Genomic DNA, 24,576 nt, shown 5'->3' with positions numbered 1-24,576 from the left:
GCATCTCCTTCTGGGGGAAAAGTCCAGATTACCGGAGGTGCCCGTGCGGACCGCGCGGCGGCCTGCCCCTGTGCCTACCCCACCACGCTGTCCCGCCACGCCCGGTGCAGGTCCGCGAACGACCCGCTCCCGGCGATCAGTTCGTCCGGTGTGCCGTCCTCCACGACGCGCCCGTGCTCCATCACCAGCACCCGGTCGGCGATCTCCACCGTGGAGAGCCGGTGGGCGATCACGACGGCGGTACGGCCGCGAAGCACCGTGTGCATGGCGCGCTGCACGGCCCGCTCGCCGGGGATGTCGAGCGAGCTGGTCGCCTCGTCGAGGATCAGCACCGCCGGGTCGGCGAGCAGCGCCCGCGCGAAGGCGACGAGCTGCCGCTGACCGGCGGAGATACGGCCGCCCCGCTTGCGTACGTCGGTGTCGTAGCCGTCGGGCAGCGACGTGATGAAGTCATGGGCGCCGATGGCCTTCGCCGCCCGCTCGATGTCCTCGCGGGTGGCGTCGGGGCGGCCGATGGCGATGTTCTCGGCGACCGTGCCGGAGAAGAGGAAGGCCTCCTGGGTCACCATGACGACGCCGCGCCTCAGCTCGGCGTTGGCGAGGTCCCGCAGGTCGACCCCGTCGAGCAGGACCCGGCCCGCCGTCGGGTCGTAGAAGCGGGCGAGCAGCTTGGCGAGCGTCGACTTGCCCGCGCCGGTGGAGCCGACGACGGCGACGGTCTGCCCGGCGGGCAGCGTCAGATCGAAGCGGGGCAGGACCTCGCCGCCGGTCCGGTAGGCGAACCGCACGCCGTCGAAGTCGACCTCGCGGCCCGGGTGTTCGGAGGCGAGGGCGGGCAGCGGGCGGGCGCGGTCGGGGTGGGGCTCGGGCACGGAGGGGGTCTGGGCAAGCAGTCCGGCGACCTTCTCCAGGGAGGCGGCGGCCGACTGGTAGGAGTTCAGGAACATCCCGAGCCGGTCGATCGGGTCGTACAGGCGCCGCAGATAGAGCACGGCCGCGGCGAGGACGCCAAGGGCGAGGGTGCCGTCGGTGACGCGGTAGGCGCCCCACAGGACGATGCCGGCGACGGCCGTGTTGGCGACGAGCCGGGAGCCGACGACGTAGCGGGCCATCTCCAGCATGGCGTCGCCGTTCGACCGCTCGTGGTGGCGGTTGAGCACGCCGAACTCGGCCTCGTTGGCCCGCTCGCGCCGGAAGGCGCGGACCGGCCGGATGCCGTTCATCGTCTCGGCGAACTTCACGATGACGGCGGCGATGGCGGTGGACCGCTTCCCGAAGAGGGGCCCGGCACGATGCTGATACCGGCGAACGAGCAGATACAGCGGCACGAACGACACGACCGCCGCCGCGCCGAGGCTCAGGTCGAGCCAGAGCAGCATCGCCGAGATGTAGACGAAGGACAGGATGACGGTGACCAGCTCCTGCAGCCCTTCGCTGAGGAGTTCCCGCAGGGATTCCACGTCGGTGGTGGACCGGGAGATGAGCCGCCCCGAGGTGTACTGCTCGTGGAAGTCCACGCTGAGGGCCTGCGCATGGCGGAAGATCCGCCCCCGCAGATCGAGCAGTACGTCCTGGTTGACGCGGGCGGAGGCCACGATGAACGCGTACTGGAACCCGCCGGATGCCGCCGCGCAGAGCAGATATCCGATGCCGATGGCGATGAGCGGCCCGTAGTCGTCGGCACGGACGGCGGGCACGCCACGGTCGATGGCGTACGCGACGAGCAGCGGCCCGCCCTGCACGGCGGCCTGCTGGAGAAGAAGCAGCACGGTCGCGAGAACAACGCGCCCACGCAACGGCGAGAGCAGCGAACGGAGCAGGGCGGAGGTGGCGCCGGGGGGCGCGGGGAGGGTGTCCTTGTCGAAGTGGTCCGTGGGGGAGGGGAGTTGGATGGCCTCCGCCTCGGGGGACTCGGTGACGGCCAGCGACCCACCGGCGGCCTCCCGGCCGGGAAAGCGGGGCGGGTCCTCTTCACCGGGCCCGGTGGTCCGTGAGGCGGGTGTAGACGCGCTCATCGTGCGGCCTCACCTTCCGCGGACGCGGGGCCCGCTTCTGTCTGTGGGGGTGGGGGTGGGGATGGGAGTGAGGGCGCGGTGGCGGGCGCAGAGTCCGCTTCCCCGGCCGCGGGGCCGGCCTCCGGCTTCGTCGGTCCGTTCGCGGGCGCCGGGTCCGTTTCCCGGGCCGCGGGAGCGGCGTCCGAGCTCGTCCCGCCGGGCGCGGGCGCCGGGCCCGCTTCCCCTGTCGTGGGGGCGGTGTCATGCCCCGGATCTGCTTCCCCAGCCGCGGGAGCGACCCCCGACCCCGACATCAGCCACGCGTACTCCGCGTTCCCCCGCAGCAGCTCCTGGTGGGTGCCCACCGCGGTGATTCTGCCGGCGGAGAGCAGGGCGACGCGGTCGGCGAGCAGGACCGTGGAGGGGCGGTGGGCCACCACCAGGGCCGTCGTGTCCTTCAGGACGCGCCGCAGAGCCGCCTCCACCAGGGCCTCCGTGTGGACGTCCAGCGCCGAGAGCGGGTCGTCCAGGACCAGGAAGCGCGGGCGGCCCACCACCGCGCGGGCCAGGGCGAGGCGCTGGCGCTGGCCGCCGGAGAGGCTCAGGCCCTGTTCGCCGACCTGGGTGGCCGTGCCCTGGGGCAGCGCGTGGGCGAAGTCGGCCTGGGCGACCTCCAGGGCGCGCTCCAGCTCCGCGTCGCCCGCGGCCTCTCCGGCCCCCATGAGGACGTTCTCGCCCACCGTCGCGGAGAAGAGCGTCGGCTCCTCGAAGGCGACCGCCACCAGCGTGCGCAGCCGCTCGCGGTCCATCTCCGTGATGTCCTCGCCGTCCAGCGTGATGCGGCCCCCGCTCACCTCGTGCAGCCGGGGCACCAGCGCCGTCAGCGTCGTCTTGCCGCTGCCCGTCGCGCCCACGAGGGCGAGCGTCTCGCCGGGGCGTATGTGCAGGTCGATCCGGTCGAGCGCGGGCGGCGCATCGGGCGGCGCGTCCGGGTAGCGGAACTCCACGCCGTGGAAGCGGAGTCCGGCCGCAGCACCGGAGCCCGGCCCCGCGTCGTCGGCCACCATCACCGAGGACTCCGGCTCCGCATCCATCACCTCGAAGTACCGCTCCGTGGCCGTCGCCGACTCCTGGCTCATCGCGAGCAGGAACCCGATCGACTCCACCGGCCAGCGCAGCGCGAGCGCCGTCGAGAGGAACGCGACCAGCGTGCCCGTCGACAGATCCCCGTCCGCCACCTGCACCGTCCCGAGGACGAGCGCCGCACCGAGCGCGATCTCCGGCAGCGTCATGATCACCGCGTATATCGCGGCGAGCAGCCGCGCCTTGACCAGCTCCGTACCCCGCAGCGTGTGCGACAGCTCGCGGAACGCGTGCGCCTGACTGCGGTGGCGGCCGAAGCCCTTGATGATGCGGATGCCGAGCACGCTCTCCTCGACGACCGTCGTCAGATCGCCGACCTGGTCCTGCGCCCGCCGCGCCACCGCCATGTACCGGCCCTCGAAGTACGCGCAGGCGACCACCAGCGGCAGCAGCGGGGTCAGCAGGACGAGACCGAGTGCCCAGTCCTGCGCCAGCAGGATCGCCATGCCGACCACGATCGTCGTCCCGTTCACGATCAGGAACGTCAGCGGGAAGGCGAGGAACATCCGGAGCAGCATCAGGTCCGTCGTGCCGCGCGACAGCAACTGGCCCGAGGCCCAGCGGTCGTGGAAGGCCACGGGAAGCCGCTGCAGATGGCGGTAGAGATCCGCCCGCATCGCCGCCTCGACGGAGGCGAGCGGCCGGGCCACGAGCCACCGCCGCAGGCCGAAGAGCAGCGCCTCCGCGACGCCGAGCAGCAGCAGGAGCAGCGCTCCGAGCCACACACCCGCCAGGTCCCGGTCGGCCACCGGGCCGTCCACGAGCCACTTCAGGACGAGGGGGAAGACAAGCCCCGTACAGGAGGCGATGATGGCGACAAATGCCGCGCTGAACAGGCGAGTTCGTACGGGTCGGACATACGGCCACAGCCGCAGCAGAGTCCGCGCCGCTGACCCTTCCCGGGTCGGTTCCTTGGTCGGTGCATCTGGTTTCGGCATCAGGAGCGAGCCTACGGACGGCCACCCGCGCAGCCCACTGAGTTTTGGCCCGTCCCTGCTCGTCCGCTGGTCCTAAGCCCCAGGAACGTGACGCCAGTCGTACCCCGCCATCAACCGATCGGCTGATGCCGCTTCGAGCGCGATGGGCGATGCCGGGACCCCCGCCCACCGGCGAGGCTCGACCCATGCCCATCATCGAAGTGCAGGACCTGCGCAAGGCCTACGGCGGACGTGCCGTCGTCGACGGTGTCTCCTTCGCCGTCGAGGAGGGCGAGATCTTCGGCGTCCTCGGGCCCAACGGCGCGGGCAAGACCACCACCGTGGAGTGCGTCGAGGGCCTGCGCCTGCCCGACAGCGGAACCGTCCGCGTCGCCGGGCACGACCCCGTCGCCGACCACGACCGGGTCACCCAGCTCCTCGGCGCCCAGCTCCAGGAGAGCGAGCTCCAGGCGAAGCTCACCGTGCGCGAGGCCCTTGAGCTGTACGCCGCGTTCTACCCGAACCCCGCCGACTGGCGCCCCCTCGCCGAACGCCTGCGCCTGACCGACAAGCTGGACAGCCGCTTCGGCAAGCTCTCCGGAGGCCAGAAGCAGCGCCTGTTCATCGCGCTCGCGCTGATCGGCAACCCGAGGGTCGTCGTGCTCGACGAGCTGACCACCGGGCTCGACCCGCGCGCCCGCCGCGACACATGGGAGCTCATCGAGGACGTACGCGACAGCGGCGTCACCGTCCTCCTGGTCACCCACTTCATGGAGGAGGCCCAGCGCCTCTGCGACCGCATCGCGGTCATCGACCAGGGGCGGATCGCCGCGCTCGACAGCCCGGCGGGCCTCATCAGCCGGGCCGCCGGATCCACCGTCATGTCCTTCACCCCGTCCGCGCCCCTCGACGAGCGGGAGCTCGCCGCGCTGCCGCGGGTGATCTCCGTCGACCAGCGCGACGGCCGCTACACCCTCAATGGCACCGACGAGACCGTCAACGCCGCCATCACGCTGCTCGCCCGGCACCACATCACCGCCCACCAACTGCGGGTCTCCGACGCCACGTTGGACGACGCGTTCCTCGACCTGACGGGAGCCACGGCATGACCGCCACCGCCGTCGCCGCACCGCACGCCACCGCGAGGAGCAAGGCCTCGGCCGCCGTCCTCAAGGCCGAGTTCCGGATCTTCCGCCGCGAGCCGGGCGCCCTCTTCTGGATCATGGCGTTTCCCACGGTCCTCCTGGTGATCCTCGGCTCCATCCCCTCCTTCCGGGAGACCGACGCCTCGCTGGGCGGCATCCGCCTCGTCGACGCGTACGTCCCCGTGACGGTGCTGCTCTCCCTGATCATGGCGGGCCTGCAGGCCATGCCGCCGATGATCACCGGCTACCGCGAACGCGGCATCCTGCGCCGCATGTCGACCACGCCGGTCCGCCCCTCCGCCGTACTCGGCGCGCAGATGGGCATCCACGGCGCCGCCGCGCTCGTCTCGGCCCTGCTCTCCCTGACCGTGGGCCGCCTGGTCTTCGACGTGCCCCTGCCGCGCCAGGCCTTCGGCTACGCGATCGCGCTGCTCCTCGCCATCCTGTGCGGGCTCGCGCTCGGCGCCATGGTCTCCGCCATCTCGCGCACGACCAAGGCCGCGACCGCGATCGGCTCCGCCGTCTTCTTCCCGATGATGTTCAGCGCGGGCGTCTGGCTGCCGGTGCAGGCGATGCCGGACGCGCTCGCCCGCGTCGTGGAGATCGCCCCGCTCGGCGCCGCGGCCCAGGCCCTGGGCGAGGCCGCGGCGGGCGACTGGCCCGGCCTGTCCCACCTCGGCGTGCTCGCGCTGTGGACCGTGGTCCTCTCGGCGGCGGCCGCGCGGTGGTTCCGGTGGGAGTGAGCCGGATGCGGCCCCGCAGGTGACCGACACTGGGAGCGTGAGTACGACTACGGCGGACGCCACGCAGATGATCGAGCGGCGATGGGGCATGTTCCACCGCTGGGGCCCCTACGTCCTGCTCGGGTTCGGCGTCCTCATGTCGGTCGCCACGAGCGGCGTCGTCGGCATGGGGCGCGACGCGTGGTACCTGTCGGGGGCCCTGGTCGCCGCCGCGGTGGCGCTCCAGCTGTGGTGGGGCCGCCTGGCCCCCGCCCACCCCGGCCCCTCGCGCACGGGCGCCGTCTACTACGCCCTGCGCTGGGCGATCGCCTTCGTCCTCACCTGGATCAACCCGTTCTTCGCGTTCTACGCCGTCGTCGGCTACTTCGGCGCCGAACGGCTGCTGTCCCCGCGCCTGGTCAAGCCCGGCCTCTTCGCCACCGCCGTCATCATGGCGGGCTCCCAGTCGGGCGGACTTCCGCCGGACGAGGAACTCGGCTGGTCCGTCTTCGGCGGGCTGCTCGCCGTGAACATCGCGCTGCTCACCGTCTTCGCCCACCTCGCGGAGCAGGAGGAACAGCGCGCCCGCGACGCCGCCGCCACCATCGTCGAACTGGAACGCACCAACACCGCACTCCAGCAGGCCATGGACGAGAACGCCGCCCTGCACGACCAACTCCTCGTCCAGGCACGGGAGGCGGGCGTCGCCGACGAGCGGCGCAGGCTCGCCGCCGAGATCCACGACACCATCGCGCAGGGCCTGACCGGCATCATCGCCCAGCTCCAGGTCGTCTCGACCGCCTCCGACGAGACCCTGGCCCGCGAACACCTCGGCCGCGCCGCCGACCTGGCCCGGCACAGCCTCGGCGAGGCCCGCCGCTCCGTCCACAACCTCTCCCCGACGGCCCTGGAGCACGACGCCCTGCCCGAAGCGCTGAAGAAGACGGTCGCCCAGTGGGCCGAACGCACCGGCGTCCGCGCCGACTTCACGGTCACCGGACCCGCCGAGCCGCTCCACGAAGAGATCGAGGCGACCCTCCTGCGCATCGTCCAGGAGGCCCTGTCCAACGCCGCCCGGCACGCGGCAGCCGCCCGCCTCGGCGTCACCCTCTCCTACATGGAGGGCGAGGTGGCCCTGGACGTACGCGACGACGGCCGCGGCTTCGACCCGCTGACCCTGGTGCAGCGCAGCGGCTCCGGCGGCTTCGGCCTGGACGGCATGCGGGCCCGCGCCGAACGCATCGCGGGCTCGTTCACCGTCGAATCGGAGCCGGGCAACGGCACCGCGCTCTCGGCTCGCGTACCGTTGGTCCGCCATGGCTGACCTGATCACCCTGCTCATCGTCGATGACCATCCCGTCGTACGGGACGGTCTGCGCGGCATGTTCCGGTCGGACCCCTGCTTCGAGGTGCTCGGCGAGGCCGCCGACGGCGTCGAGGCCGTCGCCCTGGTGGAGCGCCTCGACCCGGACGTCGTCCTGATGGACCTGCGCATGCCGGGCGGGGGCGGCGTCGACGCGATCGCCGAGCTGGGCCGGCGCGGGGCCCGTGCCCGGGTCCTGGTCCTCACCACGTACGACACGGACTCGGACACGCTGCCCGCGATCGAGGCTGGCGCGACCGGCTATCTCCTCAAGGACGCGCCCCGCGACGACCTGTTCACCGCGGTCCGCGCGGCGGCCCAGGGCCGCACGGTCCTCTCGCCCGCCGTCGCGTCCCGGCTCGTCTCACGCGTGCGTGCCCCCGGCAACGAGCCGCTGAGCACCCGCGAACGGGAAGTGCTCGCGCTCGTCGCCAAGGGCACGTCGAACCGTGCGATCGCCGTCGAACTCTTCATCAGCGAGGCCACGGTCAAGACGCATCTCACCCACATCTACGGCAAGCTGGGCGTCAAGGACCGAGCGGCGGCGGTGGCCACGGCGTACAGCCGCGGCATCCTGGGCTGAGGCCGGGCCCCGAAGGGGCGCGGGGAACTGCGCGACCAGCCACGGCGGTCCGCAGCCAACAGATGAGCGATCAGGCGGCAGCCCACAGCGCAGGAGTATTCGGCGGCTCCCAGCCCGACTGCGCCTGGTGCCCCTGGAGGCACCGGTAGGTCGACCCGCCGTAGGTGACGGTGTCACCCGCCGCGTAGACCTTGCCCGCGGCCCACGTGCCGCCGGGGTCCGGATCGCCGGGGCCGGGGCCACCCCCCGTGGTCTTCAGCGTCAGGCCGAACTGCTGGAGCAGCGGATTGATCGGCTGGTGGAAGGTCGTCCCGCCGCTTGAGCAGTTGCCCGAGCCGCCCGACGTGACGCCCTGCGCCTGGCTCCCGGATATGTAGGAGCCGCCCGAGTCGCCCGGCTCCGCGCAGACCGTCGTCCGCGTCACGCCGCTGATGGTGCCCTCGGGGTAGGTGACACTGGTGTTGTGCTGCTGGATCGTGCCGCAGTGCCACCCCGTAGTGGAGCCGGAACGGCAGATCGACGCACCCACCGGGGACTGTGTGGAGCCCCCGACGCCGACCCGTTGCCCGCCCTGGCCCTTCACGTACGGGGTGGCGGTCCACTGGGAGTTGACGGCGACCCAGGCCATGTCCCTGCCGGGGAAGATCGACGCCTGGAACGTGCCCTGGGCCACCTGGTTGTAGCCGCTGGTCGCGGTGCCCGCGCGCCCGCAGTGGCCCGCCGTGGCGAAGCCCTGCTGCGTGCCCTTGGTGATCGGGAAGCCGATGGAACACCGGCCGCCCATGTAGTACGCCTCGCCGCCCACGAGGTCGTACAGCGGGCGAGGCCGTTCCTTGGTCCTCTCGATCCGTACGAGGGAGGACGCGACACCCGCGGCGGAGACGAGGGATTTGGCGGCGGCGGTGTGCACGGCACGCACCACGACCGCGTTGGAGCGCACGTCGACGTACCAGACGGGCGCGTCGCGCGTCGCCGTCTTCTTCGCGGCGCGGTCCAACTTGCCCTTGGCCGCGTCCAGTTGAGCCGTGGAGTGCCGCACGACCTCGGCCCGCGCACCCCGCGCCTCGATCGCGGGGACGTCGGCGGCGTCGGTGGTGGCCACGGTGAGCCGCGCCGACGTGGCGCCGTGCACCCAGGCGCCCGCGAAGTCACGGCCGAGGGCGGCCCGCAGGGCTCCCGCGGCGGCGCCGGCCTCGGCCTCGTTGACCAGACGGGCCTCGGCCTGCGCCGACGTGAGGCCGAGGTCCCGCTGCATGGCCTTCAGGACCTCGGGCGATGTCCTGTCGACGGCGGCGGTCTCGGCGGGTGATGGCAGAGAGGCGCGAGCGGGATCGGCCTGGGCGTTCGCGGTGCCGGGCAGACCCGCGAGGACCAGGGCGCAGGACGCGGCGAGCGCGGCGCACGCCGCCGCGGCGCGTCTGTGGTGGGTGGGGAGCATGGGGACGTCTCCTCGGTTGCGAGGGGGTGAGCGGACCGGTGAGGGGGTCGGTCAGCGGATCGCCCACACCGTAGAAGCCTCAACTGCCGCCCAGTAGCTGTCAGCCGACCCCCTGCCCCGGCGTTATGGAACGCGCCACGAGGTTCCGTGAGGCCTCGCCGAGGCCCCACCGGGCAGGTCAGGGAAGGCGGGTCGAAGGCGCCGCGAGCCACGCCGTGTAGCTCTCGCTGCGCGCGGCGGCCTCGGCGTGCGCAGCGCGGGCCTGTGCGAAGACGGCGGGCGCGGTGTCGTGGGCCGGGGCCGTCGGATGCCAGCCGAGCAGATGCCGCCAGTACAGCGGCGCCCCGGCGAGCGGCCGGGTCACCAGGCCGTGCGTCGGCGGGAACGTCGCCCGGCAGAGGCCCACCGCCCGCCCCACCTGGACCAGATGGACACAGGACGCGACATCCGTCTCGTAGACGGACGACGGAGTGAACCCCGCGCGGGCGCACGCGGCGGTGAAGCAGTCCGCGAAGCAGCCGTCGCCCGGCACGTCCGTCCACGCCTCGCCCGCGAGCGCCGCCAGGTCGATCTCCTGGCGGGCGGCCAGCGCATGCCCGGTGGGCAGCATGACGAAGACGGGGTCACGGGCGACCTCACGCCACACAAGCAGCTCGCTCTCCGGCGGCGTGCTCGCCCCGCACGTCCCCACCAGCGCGAAGTCCAGGCGCCCGTCGGCCGTGCGGGAGGCGATCTCCCGCTCCGACCAGGAGGTGTGGGTCGTCACCGGCACCCCCGGGTGCGCGGCGGCCAGCCGGTCCACCAGGGCGCCGAGCAGCGGCCCGTGCGTCGCGCCGAGCCGGAACCCCGCCCCGCCCTCCCAGGCCCGGCCGAACCGCAGCGCCTCCTCGCGCAGGCCGCTGACCGCGGGCAGCACGACCCGGGCACGGGCGAGCACGAACTCCCCGAGCGGAGTGGCCCGCACCCCGTGCCGCCCCCGCTCGAACAGCTCACCTCCCAGGGCGCGCTCGATCCGCTTCAGCTGTGCGCTCAGGGCGGGCTGCGCGAGCCCGAGCACGGTGGCGGCCTTGGTCAGGCTGCCCGCGTCGGCGATCGCCCGGATCGTCTTGAGGTGCCGCAACTCCAGGTCCATGGGCCGAGCTTGACCCGTGGCCCGGAGCGCTGCAATGGGCAGGTTCGTACCAATGCGGCCGCTGCGGAGTGCCGCCCCCGGGCGACGTCCCGCACGGCGTCAGCCTCCTTCGCCCGTCACGTCGTCGCGCACCCGCAGCAGCAGCACCGACCGCGCGTCCATCGTGACCGTCGTGTCCGCGCGCAGGACGGTGCCGGGCGCGGCCCCCTGCTCCTCCAGGGAGGTGTCCACCACCACCTCGTACGCCTGGGCCCACGGCGCACCCGGCAGCACGAAGCTCCCCGCGCGGTCCGCCGCGTGCAGGACCGCGAGGAAGCTGTCGTCGACGACCGGCGCGCCCCTGGCGTCACGCCCGGGGATGTCGCGGCCCGACAGATACATGCCGAGCGTCGCCGCCGGCGCGTACCAGTCGCCCTCCGTCATCTCCGTCCCGCGCGCCGTGAACCACGCCAGGTCCCGGAGCCCGTCCGCCGAATGCGCACGCCCCGAGAAGAACGCCCGCCGCCGCAGCACGGGATGCCGGTGCCGCAACCCGATCAGACGGGACGTCAGGTCGTACAGAGCGCGCCACCCGGGCTCCTCCAGGAGCCCCCAGTCCACCCAGCTGACCTCGTTGTCCTGGCAGTACGCGTTGTTGCTGCCCCTTTGCGTACGCCCCATCTCGTCCCCGGCGACCAGCATCGGCACCCCGGTCGAGAGCAGTAGCGTCGTCAGCAGATTGCGCAGCTGCCGGCGCCGCAGCACGGTCACCCGCTCGTCCGCGCTCTCGCCCTCCACGCCGCAGTTCCAGGCCCGGTTGTCGTCCGTGCCGTCCCTGTTCCCCTCGCCGTTGGCCTCGTTGCGCTTGCGCTCGTACGTCACCAGGTCCCGCAGCGTGAACCCGTCGTGCGCCGTCACGAAGTTCACCGACGCGTACGGACGCCGCCCGCCCCACGCGTACAGGTCGCTCGACCCGGAGAGCCGGTACCCCAGATCCCGCACATCGGGCAGCGCGCCCCGCCAGAAGTCCCGCACCGCGCCCCGGTAGCGGTCGTTCCACTCCGTCCACAGCGGCGGGAACGCCCCCACCTGATAGCCGCCCGAGCCCACGTCCCACGGCTCGGCGATCAGCTTCACGCGCCGAAGCACCGGATCCTGCGCGATCACCGCGAGAAAGGGGGAGAGCATGTCGACGTCGTGGAACGAGCGCGCGAGCGCCGCCGCGAGGTCGAAGCGGAAGCCGTCCACGCCCATCTCGGTCACCCAGTAGCGCAAGGAGTCCGTGATCAGGCGAAGGACGTGCGGCTGCACCACCTGGAGCGTGTTCCCGCAGCCCGTGTAGTCCGCGTACCGCCGTGCGTCGGACGACTGAAGCCGGTAGTAGCCGCGGTTGTCTATGCCCTTGAGCGAGAACATCGGGCCCAGCTCGCCCGCCTCCGCCGTGTGGTTGTAGACCACGTCCAGGATCACCTCGATCCCGGCCTCGTGCAGCGCCCGCACCATCCGCTTGAACTCGCCGACCTGCCCGCCCGTCGTCCCCGACGCCGCGTACGCCGCGTGCGGTGCGAAGTAGCCGATCGAGTTGTAGCCCCAGTAGTTCCTCAGGCCCCGCCGCAGCAGATGGTCCTCGTGCGCGAACTGGTGCACCGGCAGCAGCTCCACCGCCGTCACCCCCAGCCCGACGAGATGCTCGATCGCCGCCGGATGCGCGAGACCGGCGTACGTGCCCCGCAGCTCCTGGGGAATCCCCGGGTGCAGCTTGGTGAAGCCGCGTACGTGGACCTCGTAGATGACGGAGTCCGCCCACGGCGTCTTCGGGCGCCGGTCGTCGGTCCACTCGTCGTCCGGGGCGTCGTCGTGCACGACCACGCCCTTGGGGACGTACGCGGCCGAGTCCCTGTCGTCCCGCACCGTGTCGGCCACCTGCTGCTGGGGCCAGTCCCGCACGTGTCCGTACACCTCGGGCGGCAGACCGGACGTGGCGAAGTCGCCGTCCACCGCACGCGCGTACGGATCAAGGAGCAGTTTCGCCGGGTTCCAGCGGGCGCCCGTCCACGGGTCCCAGCGGCCGTGCACGCGGTAGCCGTAGCGCTGCCCCGGACGGACGCCCGGCACGAAGCCGTGCCAGATCTCGTGCGTCAGCTCGGTCAGGGGCGAGCGTGTCTCGACGCCCTCGTCGTCGAAGAGGCAGAGCTCGACGGCCTCCGCGCCCCCGGCCCACAGCGCGAAGTTGGTCCCCGCGACACCATCGGGCCCCACTCTGAACCGCGCGCCGAGCGGCGTCGGGGCCCCCGGCCACACGGTCGGGCCGTGCGTGCTCGCGGCGGCCCGCGGCGCGGTGCGCGCCTCCGTCCGCGTCGGCGGACCGTTCACGGCGGCGGCCTTCCCGTTCACGGCGGCCGCGCCCGTCCCGCGCCGCCCACCCCGAAGTGCTTCCTGTTCGGCTGCGCTGGACACCCATCCGCCTCCTGCGGCTCGACCCCTGCCGCGTCCCGGCGGCGGGGGCTTACCAGACCGGACGGCACGCCTGGACCCGTGGGCCGGTGCCGTCCTCCCCACTGTTCTGCCCAGCGTGTGCGTCGCACTCACGTTTCCCCAGGAGGGGGACGGTCGTTGGGACGGACGTGAGACAGGTAGCGAGGCGCGCTCGGCGCGCAGGGGCCGCGCTGGCCGCCGCAGTGACATGGGCAGGACTGCTTGCCGGTGCCGCGGGGTGCAGTGGTGACGGCGGAGGCATCGACCGGCTGATGGGCAAGCCACGCTCGCCCGCCGACGCGATCCGCGTCACGCCCGACGACGGCAGCAAGGGAGTCAAGGGCGACGAACCGCTCCAGGTGAAGGTCCCCGACGGACGCCTCGAATCGGTGAAGGTCGTCCGGGTGCAGGACGCGCAGGAGGCTCCGGTGCCCGGCCGCATCGACGAGGACGGCATGACCTGGAAGCCCGCGGACGAGGGAGGCCTGGCGCTGGCCGCGAAGTACACGGTGGACGCCGTCGCCCTCGACGGCCACGGCCGCCGCTCGGCCCGGCACACGACGTTCACGACCCAGGTCCCCGACGAGCGGTTCATCGCCTACGTGTCGCCGGAGAACCGCTCCACCGTCGGCACCGGCATGATCGTCTCCCTGGAGTTCAACCAGGAGATCGAGAACCGCGAGGCCGTCCAGCGGGCCATCCACGTCACCGCGGACCCGGAAGTCGACGTGCGACCCCACTGGTTCGGCAAGACCCGCGTGGACTTCCGCCCCGAGAAGTACTGGAAGCCCGGCACGAAGGTCACCGTCGGCCTGCGCCTGCGCGACGTCGAGGCCGCCCCCGGCATCTACGGCCTCCAGGACAAGAGCTTCTCGTTCACCGTCGGCCGCAGCCAGACCTCCCTGGTGGACGCCGCCGAGCACACCATGGAAGTACGCCGCGACGGCGAGGTCCTCTCCACGGTCCCGATCACCGCGGGCGCCCCCAAGACCACGACGTACAACGGGAAGATGGTGGTCACCGAGATGCTGGAGGTGACCCGGATGAACAGCCGCACCGTCGGCTTCGGCGGGGAGTACAACATCCCCGACGTCCCGCACGCGATGCGCCTGACGACGTCCGGCACCTTCCTGCACGGCAACTACTGGTCGCCGAACGCCCCCGGCAACACGAATGTCAGCCACGGCTGCGTGGGCCTGCGCGATGTGAAGGGCGGCAGCTCACGGACCCCGGCGGGGTGGTTCTTCGACCGCACTCTGATCGGCGATGTGGTGGAAGTTGTCAACAGCGATGACAAGAAAGTCGCTCCTGACAACGGGCTCGGTGGCTGGAACATGGAGTGGAAGGACTGGACGGCACCGCCCGGCTCCAAGCCGGAAGCCAAGCCCGAGGGCCGGAACTGAGGCAGGGCCCGCACCTCATGCGCAGTTGGGACTGAACAGTGACATTGGCGGGGAGTCATCGGTCGGGACCGTGTGGTTATCTAGCGCAGGCGCGTGTCTGTGCGCGCTGAGGCACTGGGGTGCGGGCCTGACCAGGCCGTGCGAGGGGAGACACATCTTGAACGGGCGACCGATATCGGGGACGTCGGTTGGTGCGCGGGGGCGCGCACGGCGACGGGGCACCAAGGGCCTCTTTGCGGTGGCATCGGGTGTGACGCTGCTGTTGGTCACGGCATGCGGCGGGGGAGGCGGCTCGGACGCGGGCGGCGACGGCAAGGGCAAGGCGGCCGACAAGAACGCGCCGTCGACCGCGGTGGTGAACATAGCGCCGAAGGACGGCGCCGACTCGGTGGCCACCAGCGGCGCGCTGAAGATAGCCGCCGACAAGGGCAAGCTGTCCGAGGTCAAGGTCGAGGACAGCAAGGGCAATCCCGTCCCGGGCAAGATCACCTCGGGCGGAGCCTCGTGGGCGCCGGCGCATCACCTCGCCGCCTCCACGAAGTACAAGGTCCACGCGATAGCCAAGGACTCCGAAGGACGTGAGTCCGCCAAGGACACGTCGTTCACGACGCTGACGCCGAAGAACACCTTCATAGGTCAGTTCACGCCGGAGGACGGCTCCAAGGTCGGCGTCGGAATGCCGTTCTCGGTCCACTTCTCGCGCGGCATCACCGACCCGGAGGCCGTCGAGAAGGCCATCGAGGTCAAGACCGAGCCGGCCGTGGACGTCGAGCCGCACTGGTTCGGCAACGACCGCATCGACTTCCGCCCCGAGAAGTACTGGAAGGCGGGCACGAAGGTCACCGTCAACCTCAACCTCGACGGTGTCGAGGGCCGGCCGGGGGTCTACGGCGAGCAGGCCAAGACGCTGAAGTTCGAGATCGGCCGCAGCCAGGTCTCCACCGTCGACGCCAAGAAGCACCAGATGAAGGTCGTCCGGGACGGCAAGCAGATCAAGAAGATCCCGATCACCGCGGGCGCGCCGGGCACGACGACGTACAACGGCCAGATGGTCATCAGCGAGAAGCTGAAGGTCACCCGCATGAACGGCGAGACCGTCGGCTTCGGCGGCGAGTACGACATCAAGGACGTCCCGAACGCGATGCGCCTGTCCACCTCGGGCACGTTCATCCACGGCAACTACTGGTCGGGCGGCGCCTTCGGCAACACGAACGCCAGCCACGGCTGCATAGGCCTGAGCGACGTGCGCGGCGGCTACAGCAAGAAGACGCCCGCCGGCTGGTTCTTCGAGAACTCCCTCGTCGGGGACCTCGTGGTCGTGAAGAACTCGGCGGACAAGACGATCCAGCCCGAGAACGGCTACAACGGCTGGAACATGTCCTGGGAGAAGTGGAAGGCCTGACCGGTCGGCAGACGCGTGCGGGGCACGGCTAACGTGCCTCGCATGACATCTGTGCATCTCGAAGTCGCCGAAGGCGTCGGCACGATCCGCCTCGACCGCCCCCCGATGAACGCGCTCGACATCGCCCTCCAGGACCGGCTCAAGGAGCTGGCCGAGGAGGCGACCCGGCGCGACGACGTACGCGCCGTGATCATCTACGGCGGCGAGAAGGTGTTCGCGGCGGGCGCGGACATCAAGGAGATGCAGGCCATGGACCACGCGGCGATGGTCGCGCGGTCCAGGGCGCTGCAGGACTCCTTCACCGCCGTCGCCCGCATCCCCAAGCCCGTCGTCGCCGCCGTCACCGGCTACGCCCTCGGCGGCGGCTGCGAGCTGGCCCTCTGCGCCGACTTCCGCATCGCCGCCGACAACGCCAAGCTCGGCCAGCCGGAGATCCTGCTCGGCCTGATCCCCGGCGCGGGCGGCACCCAGCGCCTGTCCCGTCTGGTCGGCCCGTCCAAGGCCAAGGACCTCATCTTCACCGGCCGCATGGTCAAGGCCGACGAGGCGCTCACCATCGGCCTGGTGGACCGGGTCGTGCCCGCCGCCGAGGTGTACGAGCAGGCGAAGCAGTGGGCCGCGCGGCTCGCGCAGGGGCCCGCGCTCGCGCTGCGCGCCGCCAAGGAGTCCGTGGACGCGGGCCTGGAGACGGACATCGACACCGGGCTCGCGATCGAGCGCACCTGGTTCGCGGGCCTGTTCGCCACCGAGGACCGCGAGCGGGGCATGCGCAGCTTCGTCGAAGAGGGTCCGGGCAAGGCGAAGTTCCTCTGAGGCGACGTCCCGCGTTCCGTCTGCGGCGTCCGAAGTTCCTCTGGATCACGTTCAGTTGAGGACGCGTCAGCCAAAGTGTCCCTCGAAGGAGCGGATTATGCGGAGCTTAAGAGAACCTTAAGTCTGCCTCGTTCGCGGCCGTAGGTGATCATCCGTAAGCGGGTAGTCATTGCAGGTCAGCAGGGGTGTCATAGGGTCCCTTCTGCCACTGGCATATGCCTACCCAGCCCCCCGGAATGGATGGTTCCGGGGGGCTTATTCCGTCGGAACGGCCCCGGAACACGCTCTGTGCGGCCATGATGGGGGGCATGGCGGGGCTGGAGGGTATCGAACAGCCGCGGCGACACGGGAGTGCGACCGCGGCGCGCTGGTCGCCGGCGGTTGAGGACGAACACGCGCTCAAGGCGCTCGAGTTGTTCGGCAATCCGACGGACGCGGAGGTTCCGCTGCCGTCGCGCCCGGAGTCCGCCGCCATCGCGCGCAGGCTCACCCAGGTCGTCGTGCTCCGCCACTGGGGGCTCTCCCCGAAGCTGACCGAGGACGCGGTGCTCCTCACCTCCGAACTCGTCGGCAACGCCGTGCGGCACACCGGCGCCCGCGTCTTCGGGCTCCGGATGATGCGGCGGCGGGGCTGGATCAGGATCGAGGTGCGCGACCCCTCGCGCGGACTGCCCTGTCTGATGCCCGTCCAGGAACTCGACCTCAGCGGCCGCGGCCTCTTCCTCGTCGACAAGCTCTCCGACCGGTGGGGCGTGGACCTGCTGCCGCGCGGCAAGACGACCTGGTTCGAGATGCGGGTCGCCGACCGCTGAGGCGCGCGGGCTCCGCGGCGGTACGGGGGCAGCGCGGGGGCGGTACGCGAAAGCCCCCGGTCGCCGGCTGCGGCAGTGCGGGGGCCTTCGCGGAGCGCCGTGGACAAAGGGGTGTGGTCCACGGACGCTGATGACGACCTGAGCCCGGGTCAATGGGGGTCGTGGCTCCGACTATGGCAGACAGGGGCCAGCGATCCAAAAGTCCTGATCCGGTCATACAGGCACAAAACGTGACACATCAAAGGTGAATCCTTGGTGAGCTGGGACACCTGCCTGGTAAACGCTGGTTAAGTTCAGGCTGTGGCAGATGTTCCGTAAGAGGCGATGAAGGGGCCAAGTGCCCCCGCGGCCCCGACCCGTAGAGTTCGAGCGCGGGCAATCAGCGGCTTTTGCCCGCTTTTACCATTAAATGGTCGCGTGATCGAGACTGACCGCCGCGGAGCCCTGCGCGCGGGCGCCGCACTGGCCGTCGCCGGCGCGCTCACCGCAGGCTGCTCCGCCTCCGGATCCGCCCCCACGGCACACCGGGCCGCACCCGCCGCCCGGCACCCCGCCACGCAATCCCCCCGCGCCGCCCCCGCACCCCGCCGCTTCCCCGGCCTGCCCGACCAGATCGCGCACAGCCCCCGCGACCGCCCCCAGGTCGCCCTCACCTTCCACGGCCAGGGCGACCCCGCCACCGCGCGATCCCTGCTCACCATCGCCGAGAAGGCGGACGCCAGGATCACCGTCCTCGCCGTCGGCAGCTGGCTCGACGAACACCCCGAGCTGGCCCGCCGCATCCTCGACGGCGGCCACGACCTCGGCAACCACACCCACCACCACCGCACCATCAACGAGATGACCGAGGCCGACGCCTACGCGGAGATCACCGGCTGCGCCGACCGCCTGCGCCGCCTCACCGGCTCCATCGGCACCTGGTTCCGCCCCTCGCGCGCCGAGACCGCGACCCCCCTCGTCGCCCGCCTCGCCCGCCGCGCGGGCTACCCGCACGTCCTCATCTACGACGTCGACTCCCTCGACTTCACCTCGCCGGGCGCCCAGGCCGTCACCCGAAAGGTCGCCTCGGAGGTGCGCGCGGGCTCCGTGGTGAGCCTGCACTTCGGGTACGCCGACACGGTCGCCGCACTGCCCGCCGTCCTGGAAGCCCTCGACCGCCGCGGCCTGCGCGCGGTGACCACCACGGAGTTGCTGACCTGATGACCCTGCACCTGAACCTCACCCAGCGCACCGGAGCGGTCATCGCCGCCGGCGCCGTCGCCGCCGCCGCACTCGCGGGCTGCGGCACCGACGCACGCGAGAACGAAGCCCTCAGCACCCAGGGCATCCAGAAACCCGCCAAACCCAAGGTCGCACCCGGACTCCCGGGCATGCCGCCCGTCCTCGACGCGAAGGACGTCTACGCGGCGGACCGCCCCAACAAACTCTCCCCGGTGGTCAAGGACTTCCCCTCCCGGATCTACGTCCCCAACACCAACTCCAACACCGTCTCGGTCATCGACCCCAAGACGTACGAAGTCGTCGACACGATCGACGTCGGCGTCCAGCCCCAGCACGTCGTGCCCTCCTGGGACATGAAGACGCTCTGGGTCAACAACAACCGCGGCCACACGCTCACCCCCATCGACCCCAGGACCGGCAAGGCGGGCAAGCCGGTCGACGTCCACGACCCGTACAACCTCTACTTCACGCCCAACGGCAAGTACGCCATCGTGATGGCCTCGATGGACCGCGAGCTGGTCTTCCGCGACCCGCACACCATGAAGAAGGTCAAGACCGAACCGGTCAGCTGCTACGGCGTCAACCACGCCGACTTCTCGGCCGACGGGCGGTACTTCATCGTCTCCTGCGAGTTCTCCGGCGAACTCCTCAAGGTCGACACGGAGAAGATGAAGGTCATCGGCCAGCAGAAGCTGCCCTTCGAGGGCGCGATGCCGCAGGACGTGAAGATCTCGCCCGACGGCAAGACGTTCTACGTGGCCGACATGATGGCCGACGGCATGTGGGTCCTGAACGGCGAGAAGTTCGAGAAGCCGAAGCTGCTGCCCACCGGCAAGGGCACCCACGGCCTGTACGTCAGCCGGGACTCACGCGAGATGTACGTGTCCAACCGCGGCGAGGGCACCGTCTCCGTCTTCGACTTCCCCAAGAACAGGCTCACCAAGAAGTGGAAGCTCCCCCAGGGCGGCAGCCCCGACATGGGCGGCGTCTCCGCGGACGGCAACACCCTCTGGCTGTCGGGGCGTTACGACTCCGAGGTGTACGCCATCGACACCCGCACCGGAGTCCAGACGGCCCGCATCCCCGTCGGCGGCGGCCCGCACGGCCTCGCGGTGTACCCGCAGCCCGGCCGCTACTCGCTCGGCCACACGGGGATCTTCCGCTGAGTCATTCAACGGTTGACCATCACGGCCACCGGGCACCAGAAGGGTAGATCGACCCCTCCCCTCTGCCACGCAGGAGGCCGCGCGTGCTCAAAGGCATCGACGTCAGCTCGTACCAGTCCACGTTCAACACGGACGGCATATCTTTCGTCATCATCAAGGCGACAGAGGGCCGTTCGTACGTCAACCCAAGACTGACCGCACAGACGAAGCGGGCCAGGGACGGCGGCTGCGTGGTCGGCTTCTACCACTTCCTGTGGCCGGGGAACATCACGGCACAGGCGGCGTACTTCGTGAGCAAGGCCCCCGAGAAGGCGGGGGACTTGCTGGCGGTGGACTGGGAATGGACGGGCGAGCACACGCGCGCGAGCAACGCGGAGAAGGACCGCTTCATCCGGGAGGTGAAGCGGCTGCGCCCGAACCACAGGACCGTGCTCTATACGAACCGCGATTTCTGGCTGAACCACGACACCACGTCCTACGCGGGCGACGGCCTCTGGATCGCCGACTACGTCACGGCGGGCAAGCCCCGAATCCAGGCGAAGTGGCGGATCCATCAGTACACGTCGACGCCGCTGGACAAGAACGTCGCGGACTTCGCGAGCGAGGACGCGCTGCGGGACTGGGCCACGCCCTAGCCACCCCCGCCGCGCGGCCCGTGGCGGTCAGGCGCGCCACTCCGCCGTGCGCTCCGAGGACGCCTCGGTCAGCGCCGTGGCGACTGCTTCGGTGTCCGCGGCCAGGCCGTAGACGGGGGTGCCCGGCTGCTGGCGCCACGACTCGTCCTGACCGCCCGTGTCGACGGTGTCGAAGCCGATCTCGTCGATGAGGTCGCGTACGACCTTCTTGGCGGCCTCGTCGTCGCCGGACACCGGGAGGGCGACGCGGCCGGGGGTGCCGCCCGGCTGCGGCTTGTCGAGGATGTCCTGGGCGTACGTGCCGTTGAAGGCCTTGATGACCGGGTGGCCGATCTGGCGCTCGGTCCAGCGGCTCTCGGTCAGGCCGTCCTCGATCTCGGCGATCTTCCCGTCGCGCTGCTGCGGGTAGTAGTTGCCGGTGTCGATGACGGCGACGTTCTCGGCCGCGCCGTCGAGGAAACCGGACGGCAGGTTCGGCACGGCCTTCAGGGGGATCGTCACGACGACGACCTGGGCGCCGCGTGCGGCCTCCTCGACCGTCACCGGCGTCGCGCCGGTCTCCTCGGCGAGGGCGGTGAGGGTCTGCGGGCCACGGGAGTTCGCGACGGAGACGTCGTGGCCGATGGCCGTGAGGCGGCGCGTCAGGTTGCCGCCGATGTTGCCCGCGCCGATGATGCCGATCTTCATGACTGACCCTTCCGTGGTTGGTTCGCTGGTGTCGTAGCGGAGCCAACCTCCGGAACGGCTGAGGTATTCCGGCCGGGTGGTTCCGGGTGGGTGTTTCCGGTTGGGTGGGTCGGCCTCTCTCGGTCGGCGGCCGGTCGGCGAAGTGGTGTGACGAGGGGCACAGGAACTCGTCGGGGGGCGCGGAGAGATACGTGATGTGAGGCCTACTGAACTGGGAGATGGCATCCATGCACGGATACGCGCAGGTGAGCGGGGAGCGTTCGGTGAGTTGTACGAGGCGTATGCGCGGACGGTCTACAACCATGCCCTGCGGCTGACCGGCGACTGGTCGACCGCCGAGGAGGTCATGTCCGAGACCTTCCTGGCGGCCTGGCGCACGCGCGAGCGGCTGGAGCCGGACGGCGGTTCGCTCAAGCCGTGGCTGCTCGGTATCGCGACGCACAAGGCGCAGAACGCCAACCGCGGTCTGAGACGTCGGCTCGCTTTTCTGTCCCGTCAGCCGTCCCCGCCCCAAGTGGCGGACTTCGCCGAGGAGTCGGCGGGGCGGATGGACGACGCGCGACGCCTTGCGGCGGTGCACGGCGCGCTGCGCCGGTTGCGCCGTCAGGAGCGCGAGGTGCTCGTCCTGTGCGTGTGGTCCGGGCTCGACTACGCGCAGGCCGCCGAGGCGCTCGGCGTTCCGGTCGGCACGGTGCGGTCGCGGCTCTCGCGGGCCCGTGCGCGGCTGAGGCGGCTCAGCGACGACGGGGCCGACGTGACCGGTGTGGCGCAAATGAAGAACGTGACGGAACCTCTCCGTGGCCGCGGAGAGGTAGAGAGTGAGGCCGCGTTCGCGGCCCTGCCCCTGCGGGAGGAATTCCGATGAACGCCGCCACCCCGTCCCGGGGAGAGGCCGAGGCCGCTGAACTGGCCCGCCTGCTGCCGGAGTCGGACGAAGACGAATGGGAACTTCCGCCGGGGCGTCACCTTCACCACAAGGACGTCCTGATGCAGCAGATCGACCGAGACACCGAGCCCGTACACCAGGCCCCCGCCGCCCTGGCACCCCGCCGCAGGCTGCTGCGTCCCGCGGTGCTGATGCCGGCCGCCGCCGGGCTCGCCGTGGCCGGAATCCTGGCCGCCACGCTTCCCTCCGGCGGCTCCGACGGCGTACGCGACATGGGTGCGGGGCAAGGCGCCACTCCCGGCGCGGCCGTCACGCTCGACCGGATCGCGAACGCGTCCCTGAAGTCCGGCACGCGGCCGGTGAAGGCCAGTCAGTTCGTCTACGTGCGCAGCCTGGTCCGGGGCAACGACGGCGAGCTCAACGGCAAGGTGAAGCTCGGCGCCCCGTACACGGAGCAGACCTGGTTCTCGCAGGATCCAGCCCCCGTCACGGACATCGGCATGACCCGGGAGAGCGGCAAGGGGGCGCAGATGCCCGGCCAGGACGTGCCGATCGAGGCGTCCGCGGTGGACGGTTCCGAGGACTCCGGAGCCATTCCGGAGGGGCCCGAGCGGCCCACGTACAACTGGCTCGCCTCGCTGCCCACCGACCCCGACGCCCTCCTGAAGAAGCTGTACGCCGAGACGCGGGTGATCGAGGGGCAGGAGACGAAGGCGCAGGCCGTCTTCGACAAGATCGGTGGCCTGCTCGGCGCGACGATCATGCCGCCGGAGAATGCCGCCGCCCTCTACAAGGCGGTCGCGAAGCTCCCCGGTGTGACCGAGGTGCCCGATGCGGTGGACGCGGCGGGCCGCCACGGGATCGGCATCACCCTCGATGAGTCGTCGTACACGACGCGTGAAGAGTGGATCTTCGACAAGAAGTCCTTCACCTATCTCGGTTCACGCGGCTACATGACGAAGAACCACCAGCCGGGCGGCAGGCCGGGAAGGGAGGGCAACCCCGAGGTGCTCTACGGCAGCTCCGCGGTCCTGGAGCGCGCCGTCGTCGATCAGCGCGGCATGGAGCCCGCGGGCGAGAGCGGCTGATCGCGGTGCGTCCGCTGGGTCAGGACGGCCCGTATCGCCAGGAAGAGCAGCAGTCCGAACGGTGACAGGAGAATCGTCAGGACCAGGAGCGGTCCCATCACCAGCGGGTGGATGCCGATGCGCCGCGCCTCGCGGTACATCCACTGTCCGATCAGCAGGTCCCAGGCGATGACCTGGGCCCAGATCGCGCCCGCCCCGTTGGCGAGGACGAGCAGGTCGCGGAATCCGTCGATGTCCGGGCTGCTGACGGCGGTCCAGAGTTCGGGCATGACGGGCAGCGCCATCGCGACGTAGACGGCGAGGACCGGTACGACGGTGAGGGGAGAGGCGGCGACGCGGGCGGTCGTCCGCCACCCCGGGGCGAAGATCATGAGCAGCCAGACCGGGGCGGCCAGCCAGAAGGAGAGTTCGAAGAGGAATCCGGTCATGACACAAGCTCCTTGTAGTTGTCTTCGTGTTCTTCGTCTTTTTCGTTGCTGCGGGGCGTGTGACCCAGGCGGTTCTTGAGGTGAGTCGGGGTGCGCAAGGCTCCGTACGCACCCGCGGCCGTGGCGGCGATGATCAGTCCCGCCGCCGTCAGCGTCGCGCCGTCCGGGCGCAGGAGCGGCTGGCCGCGCAGGGCCTGCCAGGTGACCAGGGCGAAGAAGGCCGCGTACGCACCCGAGGCGATGAGCACGATCCGCAGTCGCGTCCGCTCGTCGGCAAGGCGGCTGAGGCGACTGAGGCGGCCGGGGTGGCCAGGGCGGACGGGGCGGGGGCGTGCCGCGAGTGCCGTGAGGCCCATGAGGAGCAAGGGGAGCAACTGCAGCGCGTGCATGCCGACGAAGTGCGGGATGCGCAGATCACCGCCGGTGGTCGACCAGCCGGTCAGCGGCATGGAGGGGCCGCCGTCCGGTACGCCGACGCTGTGGGCACCGACGATCGACGAGGAGCCCCGCTCCTGGTCGGGCGTCGGCTGCGTCATCAGGAAGCCGACGGCGGCACCGGCGAGCGCGATGGCGATCCCGCAGCGCATCGCCCAGGCGGAGGCGCGGTCGGCGATGCGGGCGCGCAGCAGCAGGGTCGCGATGAGCAGGGTGCCGAGCCACAGGATGACGACGGTGACGGCCATCGCGTTGAACAGCGCTTCGTCGAACGGGGTCTGCTGGTTGAAGTGGCTGCGCTTCCCCCGCACCACCTGCCCGGTGATGATCACCATCTCGGCGAGGCTCGACACGGCGACGACCGTGCCTGCCCACCAGCCCGTTCTCCGGCCGCGGTCGAGCAGCGACAGCATCCAGGCGAGCGAGAGCCCGTAGGCGATGAACGAGACCGAGAACTTGAACGGCTTGAACCAGATCGGCGAGCCGGCGAGGACGCGGTCGTCGACGACCAGGCCGACGCCGGACAAGACGGCCAGAGCCGCCATGGACGCGGAGAACGCCACGAGCGGCCGGTGCCATGAACGCCATGAAGACATAGGAATCCCCGAGATGGTGGTCGCTGAAAATGGATAGTGGAGCTGTCTACTATCCGATAGCGCCACTATCTATGATGGGGGCCGGGGATGGCAAGGGCGGAGCCGGTGGCAGA

21 protein-coding genes are annotated in these 24,576 nt (G+C 71.1%); 13 read left to right on the top strand and 8 right to left on the bottom strand.

Features of this window, described 5'->3' with window-relative positions; all coding sequences use genetic code 11:
* Positions 1-74: 74 nt before the first annotated feature.
* Positions 75-2,015 carry an ABC transporter ATP-binding protein gene (locus ABZ833_RS23930; protein WP_361049828.1) on the bottom strand — a complete coding sequence of 647 codons (1,941 nt, stop codon included), beginning with the start codon at positions 2,013-2,015 and terminating at the stop codon, positions 75-77.
* Positions 2,012-4,075 (bottom strand): ABC transporter transmembrane domain-containing protein, encoded by a 2,064-nt coding sequence (locus ABZ833_RS23925; RefSeq protein ID WP_361049827.1) that lies wholly within the window; start codon positions 4,073-4,075, stop codon positions 2,012-2,014. Before ABZ833_RS23925 ends, ABZ833_RS23930 begins: the two co-directional genes overlap by 4 nt.
* Before the next feature lie 185 nt (positions 4,076-4,260).
* On the opposite strand from ABZ833_RS23925, the gene ABZ833_RS23920 reads away from it, so the two are divergent.
* From ABZ833_RS23920 to ABZ833_RS23905, 4 genes are all read left to right on the top strand, one after another.
* Positions 4,261-5,163, top strand: a complete 903-nt coding sequence (locus ABZ833_RS23920) for an ABC transporter ATP-binding protein (RefSeq protein WP_361049825.1) — start codon at positions 4,261-4,263, stop codon at positions 5,161-5,163.
* A complete protein-coding gene (locus ABZ833_RS23915; RefSeq protein ID WP_361049823.1) occupies positions 5,160-5,942 on the top strand; it encodes an ABC transporter permease in 783 nt (260 codons plus the stop codon). The genes ABZ833_RS23920 and ABZ833_RS23915 overlap by 4 nt, the downstream gene beginning before the upstream one ends.
* A gap of 67 nt (positions 5,943-6,009) precedes the next feature.
* A complete protein-coding gene (locus ABZ833_RS23910; protein ID WP_361050753.1) occupies positions 6,010-7,245 on the top strand; it encodes a sensor histidine kinase in 1,236 nt (411 codons plus the stop codon).
* On the top strand, positions 7,238-7,867 hold the full coding sequence (locus ABZ833_RS23905) for a response regulator transcription factor (protein WP_361049821.1): 630 nt from the start codon (positions 7,238-7,240) through the stop codon (positions 7,865-7,867). The genes ABZ833_RS23910 and ABZ833_RS23905 overlap by 8 nt, the downstream gene beginning before the upstream one ends.
* A gap of 70 nt (positions 7,868-7,937) precedes the next feature.
* On the opposite strand, the gene ABZ833_RS23900 is transcribed toward ABZ833_RS23905, so the two are convergent.
* From ABZ833_RS23900 to glgX, 3 genes are all read right to left on the bottom strand, one after another.
* Positions 7,938-9,305: a carbohydrate-binding protein gene (locus ABZ833_RS23900; RefSeq protein WP_361049819.1), complete on the bottom strand. Its 1,368-nt coding sequence runs from the start codon at positions 9,303-9,305 to the stop codon at positions 7,938-7,940.
* A 178-nt stretch (positions 9,306-9,483) separates the two neighbouring features.
* Complete coding sequence (locus ABZ833_RS23895) at positions 9,484-10,437, bottom strand: LysR family transcriptional regulator (protein ID WP_361049817.1); 954 nt, start codon at positions 10,435-10,437, stop codon at positions 9,484-9,486.
* Between the two features lie 99 nt (positions 10,438-10,536).
* Positions 10,537-12,873 carry a glycogen debranching protein GlgX gene (glgX, locus tag ABZ833_RS23890; protein WP_361049815.1) on the bottom strand — a complete coding sequence of 779 codons (2,337 nt, stop codon included), beginning with the start codon at positions 12,871-12,873 and terminating at the stop codon, positions 10,537-10,539.
* A 290-nt stretch (positions 12,874-13,163) separates the two neighbouring features.
* On the opposite strand from glgX, the gene ABZ833_RS23885 reads away from it, so the two are divergent.
* The 7 genes from ABZ833_RS23885 to ABZ833_RS23855 all read left to right on the top strand — a co-directional run bounded on the left by ABZ833_RS23885 (position 13,164) and on the right by ABZ833_RS23855 (position 20,343).
* The gene (locus ABZ833_RS23885) at positions 13,164-14,294 is read left to right on the top strand and encodes an Ig-like domain-containing protein (protein ID WP_361049813.1); all 1,131 of its coding nucleotides are present in this window, start codon (positions 13,164-13,166) and stop codon (positions 14,292-14,294) included.
* 157 nt (positions 14,295-14,451) lie between these two features.
* On the top strand, positions 14,452-15,696 hold the full coding sequence (locus ABZ833_RS23880; RefSeq protein WP_249587639.1) for an Ig-like domain-containing protein: 1,245 nt from the start codon (positions 14,452-14,454) through the stop codon (positions 15,694-15,696).
* A gap of 42 nt (positions 15,697-15,738) precedes the next feature.
* Positions 15,739-16,509 (top strand): enoyl-CoA hydratase-related protein, encoded by a 771-nt coding sequence (locus ABZ833_RS23875; protein WP_361049810.1) that lies wholly within the window; start codon positions 15,739-15,741, stop codon positions 16,507-16,509.
* A gap of 308 nt (positions 16,510-16,817) precedes the next feature.
* Complete coding sequence (locus ABZ833_RS23870; RefSeq protein WP_249587637.1) at positions 16,818-17,321, top strand: ATP-binding protein; 504 nt, start codon at positions 16,818-16,820, stop codon at positions 17,319-17,321.
* A gap of 417 nt (positions 17,322-17,738) precedes the next feature.
* Positions 17,739-18,521, top strand: coding sequence for a polysaccharide deacetylase family protein (locus ABZ833_RS23865; protein WP_361049808.1), 783 nt, complete (start codon positions 17,739-17,741; stop codon positions 18,519-18,521).
* A complete protein-coding gene (locus ABZ833_RS23860) occupies positions 18,521-19,708 on the top strand; it encodes a PQQ-binding-like beta-propeller repeat protein (RefSeq protein ID WP_361049806.1) in 1,188 nt (395 codons plus the stop codon). The genes ABZ833_RS23865 and ABZ833_RS23860 overlap by 1 nt, the downstream gene beginning before the upstream one ends.
* Positions 19,709-19,791: 83 nt before the next feature.
* Positions 19,792-20,343 carry a glycoside hydrolase family 25 protein gene (locus ABZ833_RS23855; protein WP_361049804.1) on the top strand — a complete coding sequence of 184 codons (552 nt, stop codon included), beginning with the start codon at positions 19,792-19,794 and terminating at the stop codon, positions 20,341-20,343.
* A gap of 27 nt (positions 20,344-20,370) precedes the next feature.
* Here ABZ833_RS23855 and ABZ833_RS23850 read toward each other — a convergent pair whose 3' ends face one another.
* Positions 20,371-21,255 (bottom strand): NAD(P)-binding domain-containing protein, encoded by an 885-nt coding sequence (locus ABZ833_RS23850; protein WP_361049802.1) that lies wholly within the window; start codon positions 21,253-21,255, stop codon positions 20,371-20,373.
* Between ABZ833_RS23850 and ABZ833_RS23845 the strand changes: the two genes are divergently transcribed.
* Together ABZ833_RS23845 and ABZ833_RS23840 are read left to right on the top strand one after the other, a co-directional pair.
* Positions 21,254-21,895, top strand: coding sequence for an RNA polymerase sigma factor (locus tag ABZ833_RS23845; protein ID WP_361050750.1), 642 nt, complete (start codon positions 21,254-21,256; stop codon positions 21,893-21,895). The genes ABZ833_RS23850 and ABZ833_RS23845 overlap by 2 nt on opposite strands.
* A complete protein-coding gene (locus tag ABZ833_RS23840; RefSeq protein WP_361049800.1) occupies positions 21,892-23,004 on the top strand; it encodes a CU044_5270 family protein in 1,113 nt (370 codons plus the stop codon). Before ABZ833_RS23845 ends, ABZ833_RS23840 begins: the two co-directional genes overlap by 4 nt.
* Here the strand turns inward: ABZ833_RS23840 and ABZ833_RS23835 are convergent.
* Both ABZ833_RS23835 and ABZ833_RS23830 read right to left on the bottom strand, forming a co-directional pair.
* Positions 22,968-23,432, bottom strand: coding sequence for an ABA4-like family protein (locus tag ABZ833_RS23835; RefSeq protein WP_249587629.1), 465 nt, complete (start codon positions 23,430-23,432; stop codon positions 22,968-22,970). The two genes, ABZ833_RS23840 and ABZ833_RS23835, sit on opposite strands and share 37 nt — an antisense overlap.
* Positions 23,429-24,463 carry a hypothetical protein gene (locus tag ABZ833_RS23830; protein ID WP_361049797.1) on the bottom strand — a complete coding sequence of 345 codons (1,035 nt, stop codon included), beginning with the start codon at positions 24,461-24,463 and terminating at the stop codon, positions 23,429-23,431. The genes ABZ833_RS23835 and ABZ833_RS23830 overlap by 4 nt, the downstream gene beginning before the upstream one ends.
* Positions 24,464-24,576: the final 113 nt, after the last annotated feature.

The organism is Streptomyces sp. NPDC047525 (genome assembly GCF_040643025.1).
In the GTDB taxonomy this organism is placed as follows: domain Bacteria; phylum Actinomycetota; class Actinomycetes; order Streptomycetales; family Streptomycetaceae; genus Streptomyces; species Streptomyces durmitorensis.
Note: the sequence above shows the minus strand (reverse complement) of the source record. Positions and strands in the feature narration are given on the sequence as shown.

Bases quoted from the DNA above. Each gene is read 5' to 3' on its own strand.
- ABZ833_RS23835 (WP_249587629.1), bottom strand. From the start codon at position 23,432: ATGACCGGATTCCTCTTCGAACTCTCCTTCTGGCTGGCCGCCCCGGTC.
- ABZ833_RS23860 (WP_361049806.1), top strand. From the start codon at position 18,521: ATGACCCTGCACCTGAACCTCACCCAGCGCACCGGAGCGGTCATCGCC.
- ABZ833_RS23850 (WP_361049802.1), bottom strand. From the start codon at position 21,255: ATGCCATCTCCCAGTTCAGTAGGCCTCACATCACGTATCTCTCCGCGC.
- ABZ833_RS23840 (WP_361049800.1), top strand. From the start codon at position 21,892: ATGAACGCCGCCACCCCGTCCCGGGGAGAGGCCGAGGCCGCTGAACTG.
- ABZ833_RS23915 (WP_361049823.1), top strand. From the start codon at position 5,160: ATGACCGCCACCGCCGTCGCCGCACCGCACGCCACCGCGAGGAGCAAG.
- ABZ833_RS23925 (WP_361049827.1), bottom strand. From the start codon at position 4,075: ATGCCGAAACCAGATGCACCGACCAAGGAACCGACCCGGGAAGGGTCA.
- ABZ833_RS23875 (WP_361049810.1), top strand. From the start codon at position 15,739: ATGACATCTGTGCATCTCGAAGTCGCCGAAGGCGTCGGCACGATCCGC.
- ABZ833_RS23930 (WP_361049828.1), bottom strand. From the start codon at position 2,015: ATGAGCGCGTCTACACCCGCCTCACGGACCACCGGGCCCGGTGAAGAG.
- ABZ833_RS23905 (WP_361049821.1), top strand. From the start codon at position 7,238: ATGGCTGACCTGATCACCCTGCTCATCGTCGATGACCATCCCGTCGTA.
- ABZ833_RS23910 (WP_361050753.1), top strand. From the start codon at position 6,010: ATGATCGAGCGGCGATGGGGCATGTTCCACCGCTGGGGCCCCTACGTC.
- ABZ833_RS23895 (WP_361049817.1), bottom strand. From the start codon at position 10,437: ATGGACCTGGAGTTGCGGCACCTCAAGACGATCCGGGCGATCGCCGAC.
- ABZ833_RS23830 (WP_361049797.1), bottom strand. From the start codon at position 24,463: ATGTCTTCATGGCGTTCATGGCACCGGCCGCTCGTGGCGTTCTCCGCG.
- ABZ833_RS23900 (WP_361049819.1), bottom strand. From the start codon at position 9,305: ATGCTCCCCACCCACCACAGACGCGCCGCGGCGGCGTGCGCCGCGCTC.
- ABZ833_RS23920 (WP_361049825.1), top strand. From the start codon at position 4,261: ATGCCCATCATCGAAGTGCAGGACCTGCGCAAGGCCTACGGCGGACGT.
- ABZ833_RS23885 (WP_361049813.1), top strand. From the start codon at position 13,164: ATGGGCAAGCCACGCTCGCCCGCCGACGCGATCCGCGTCACGCCCGAC.
- ABZ833_RS23870 (WP_249587637.1), top strand. From the start codon at position 16,818: ATGGCGGGGCTGGAGGGTATCGAACAGCCGCGGCGACACGGGAGTGCG.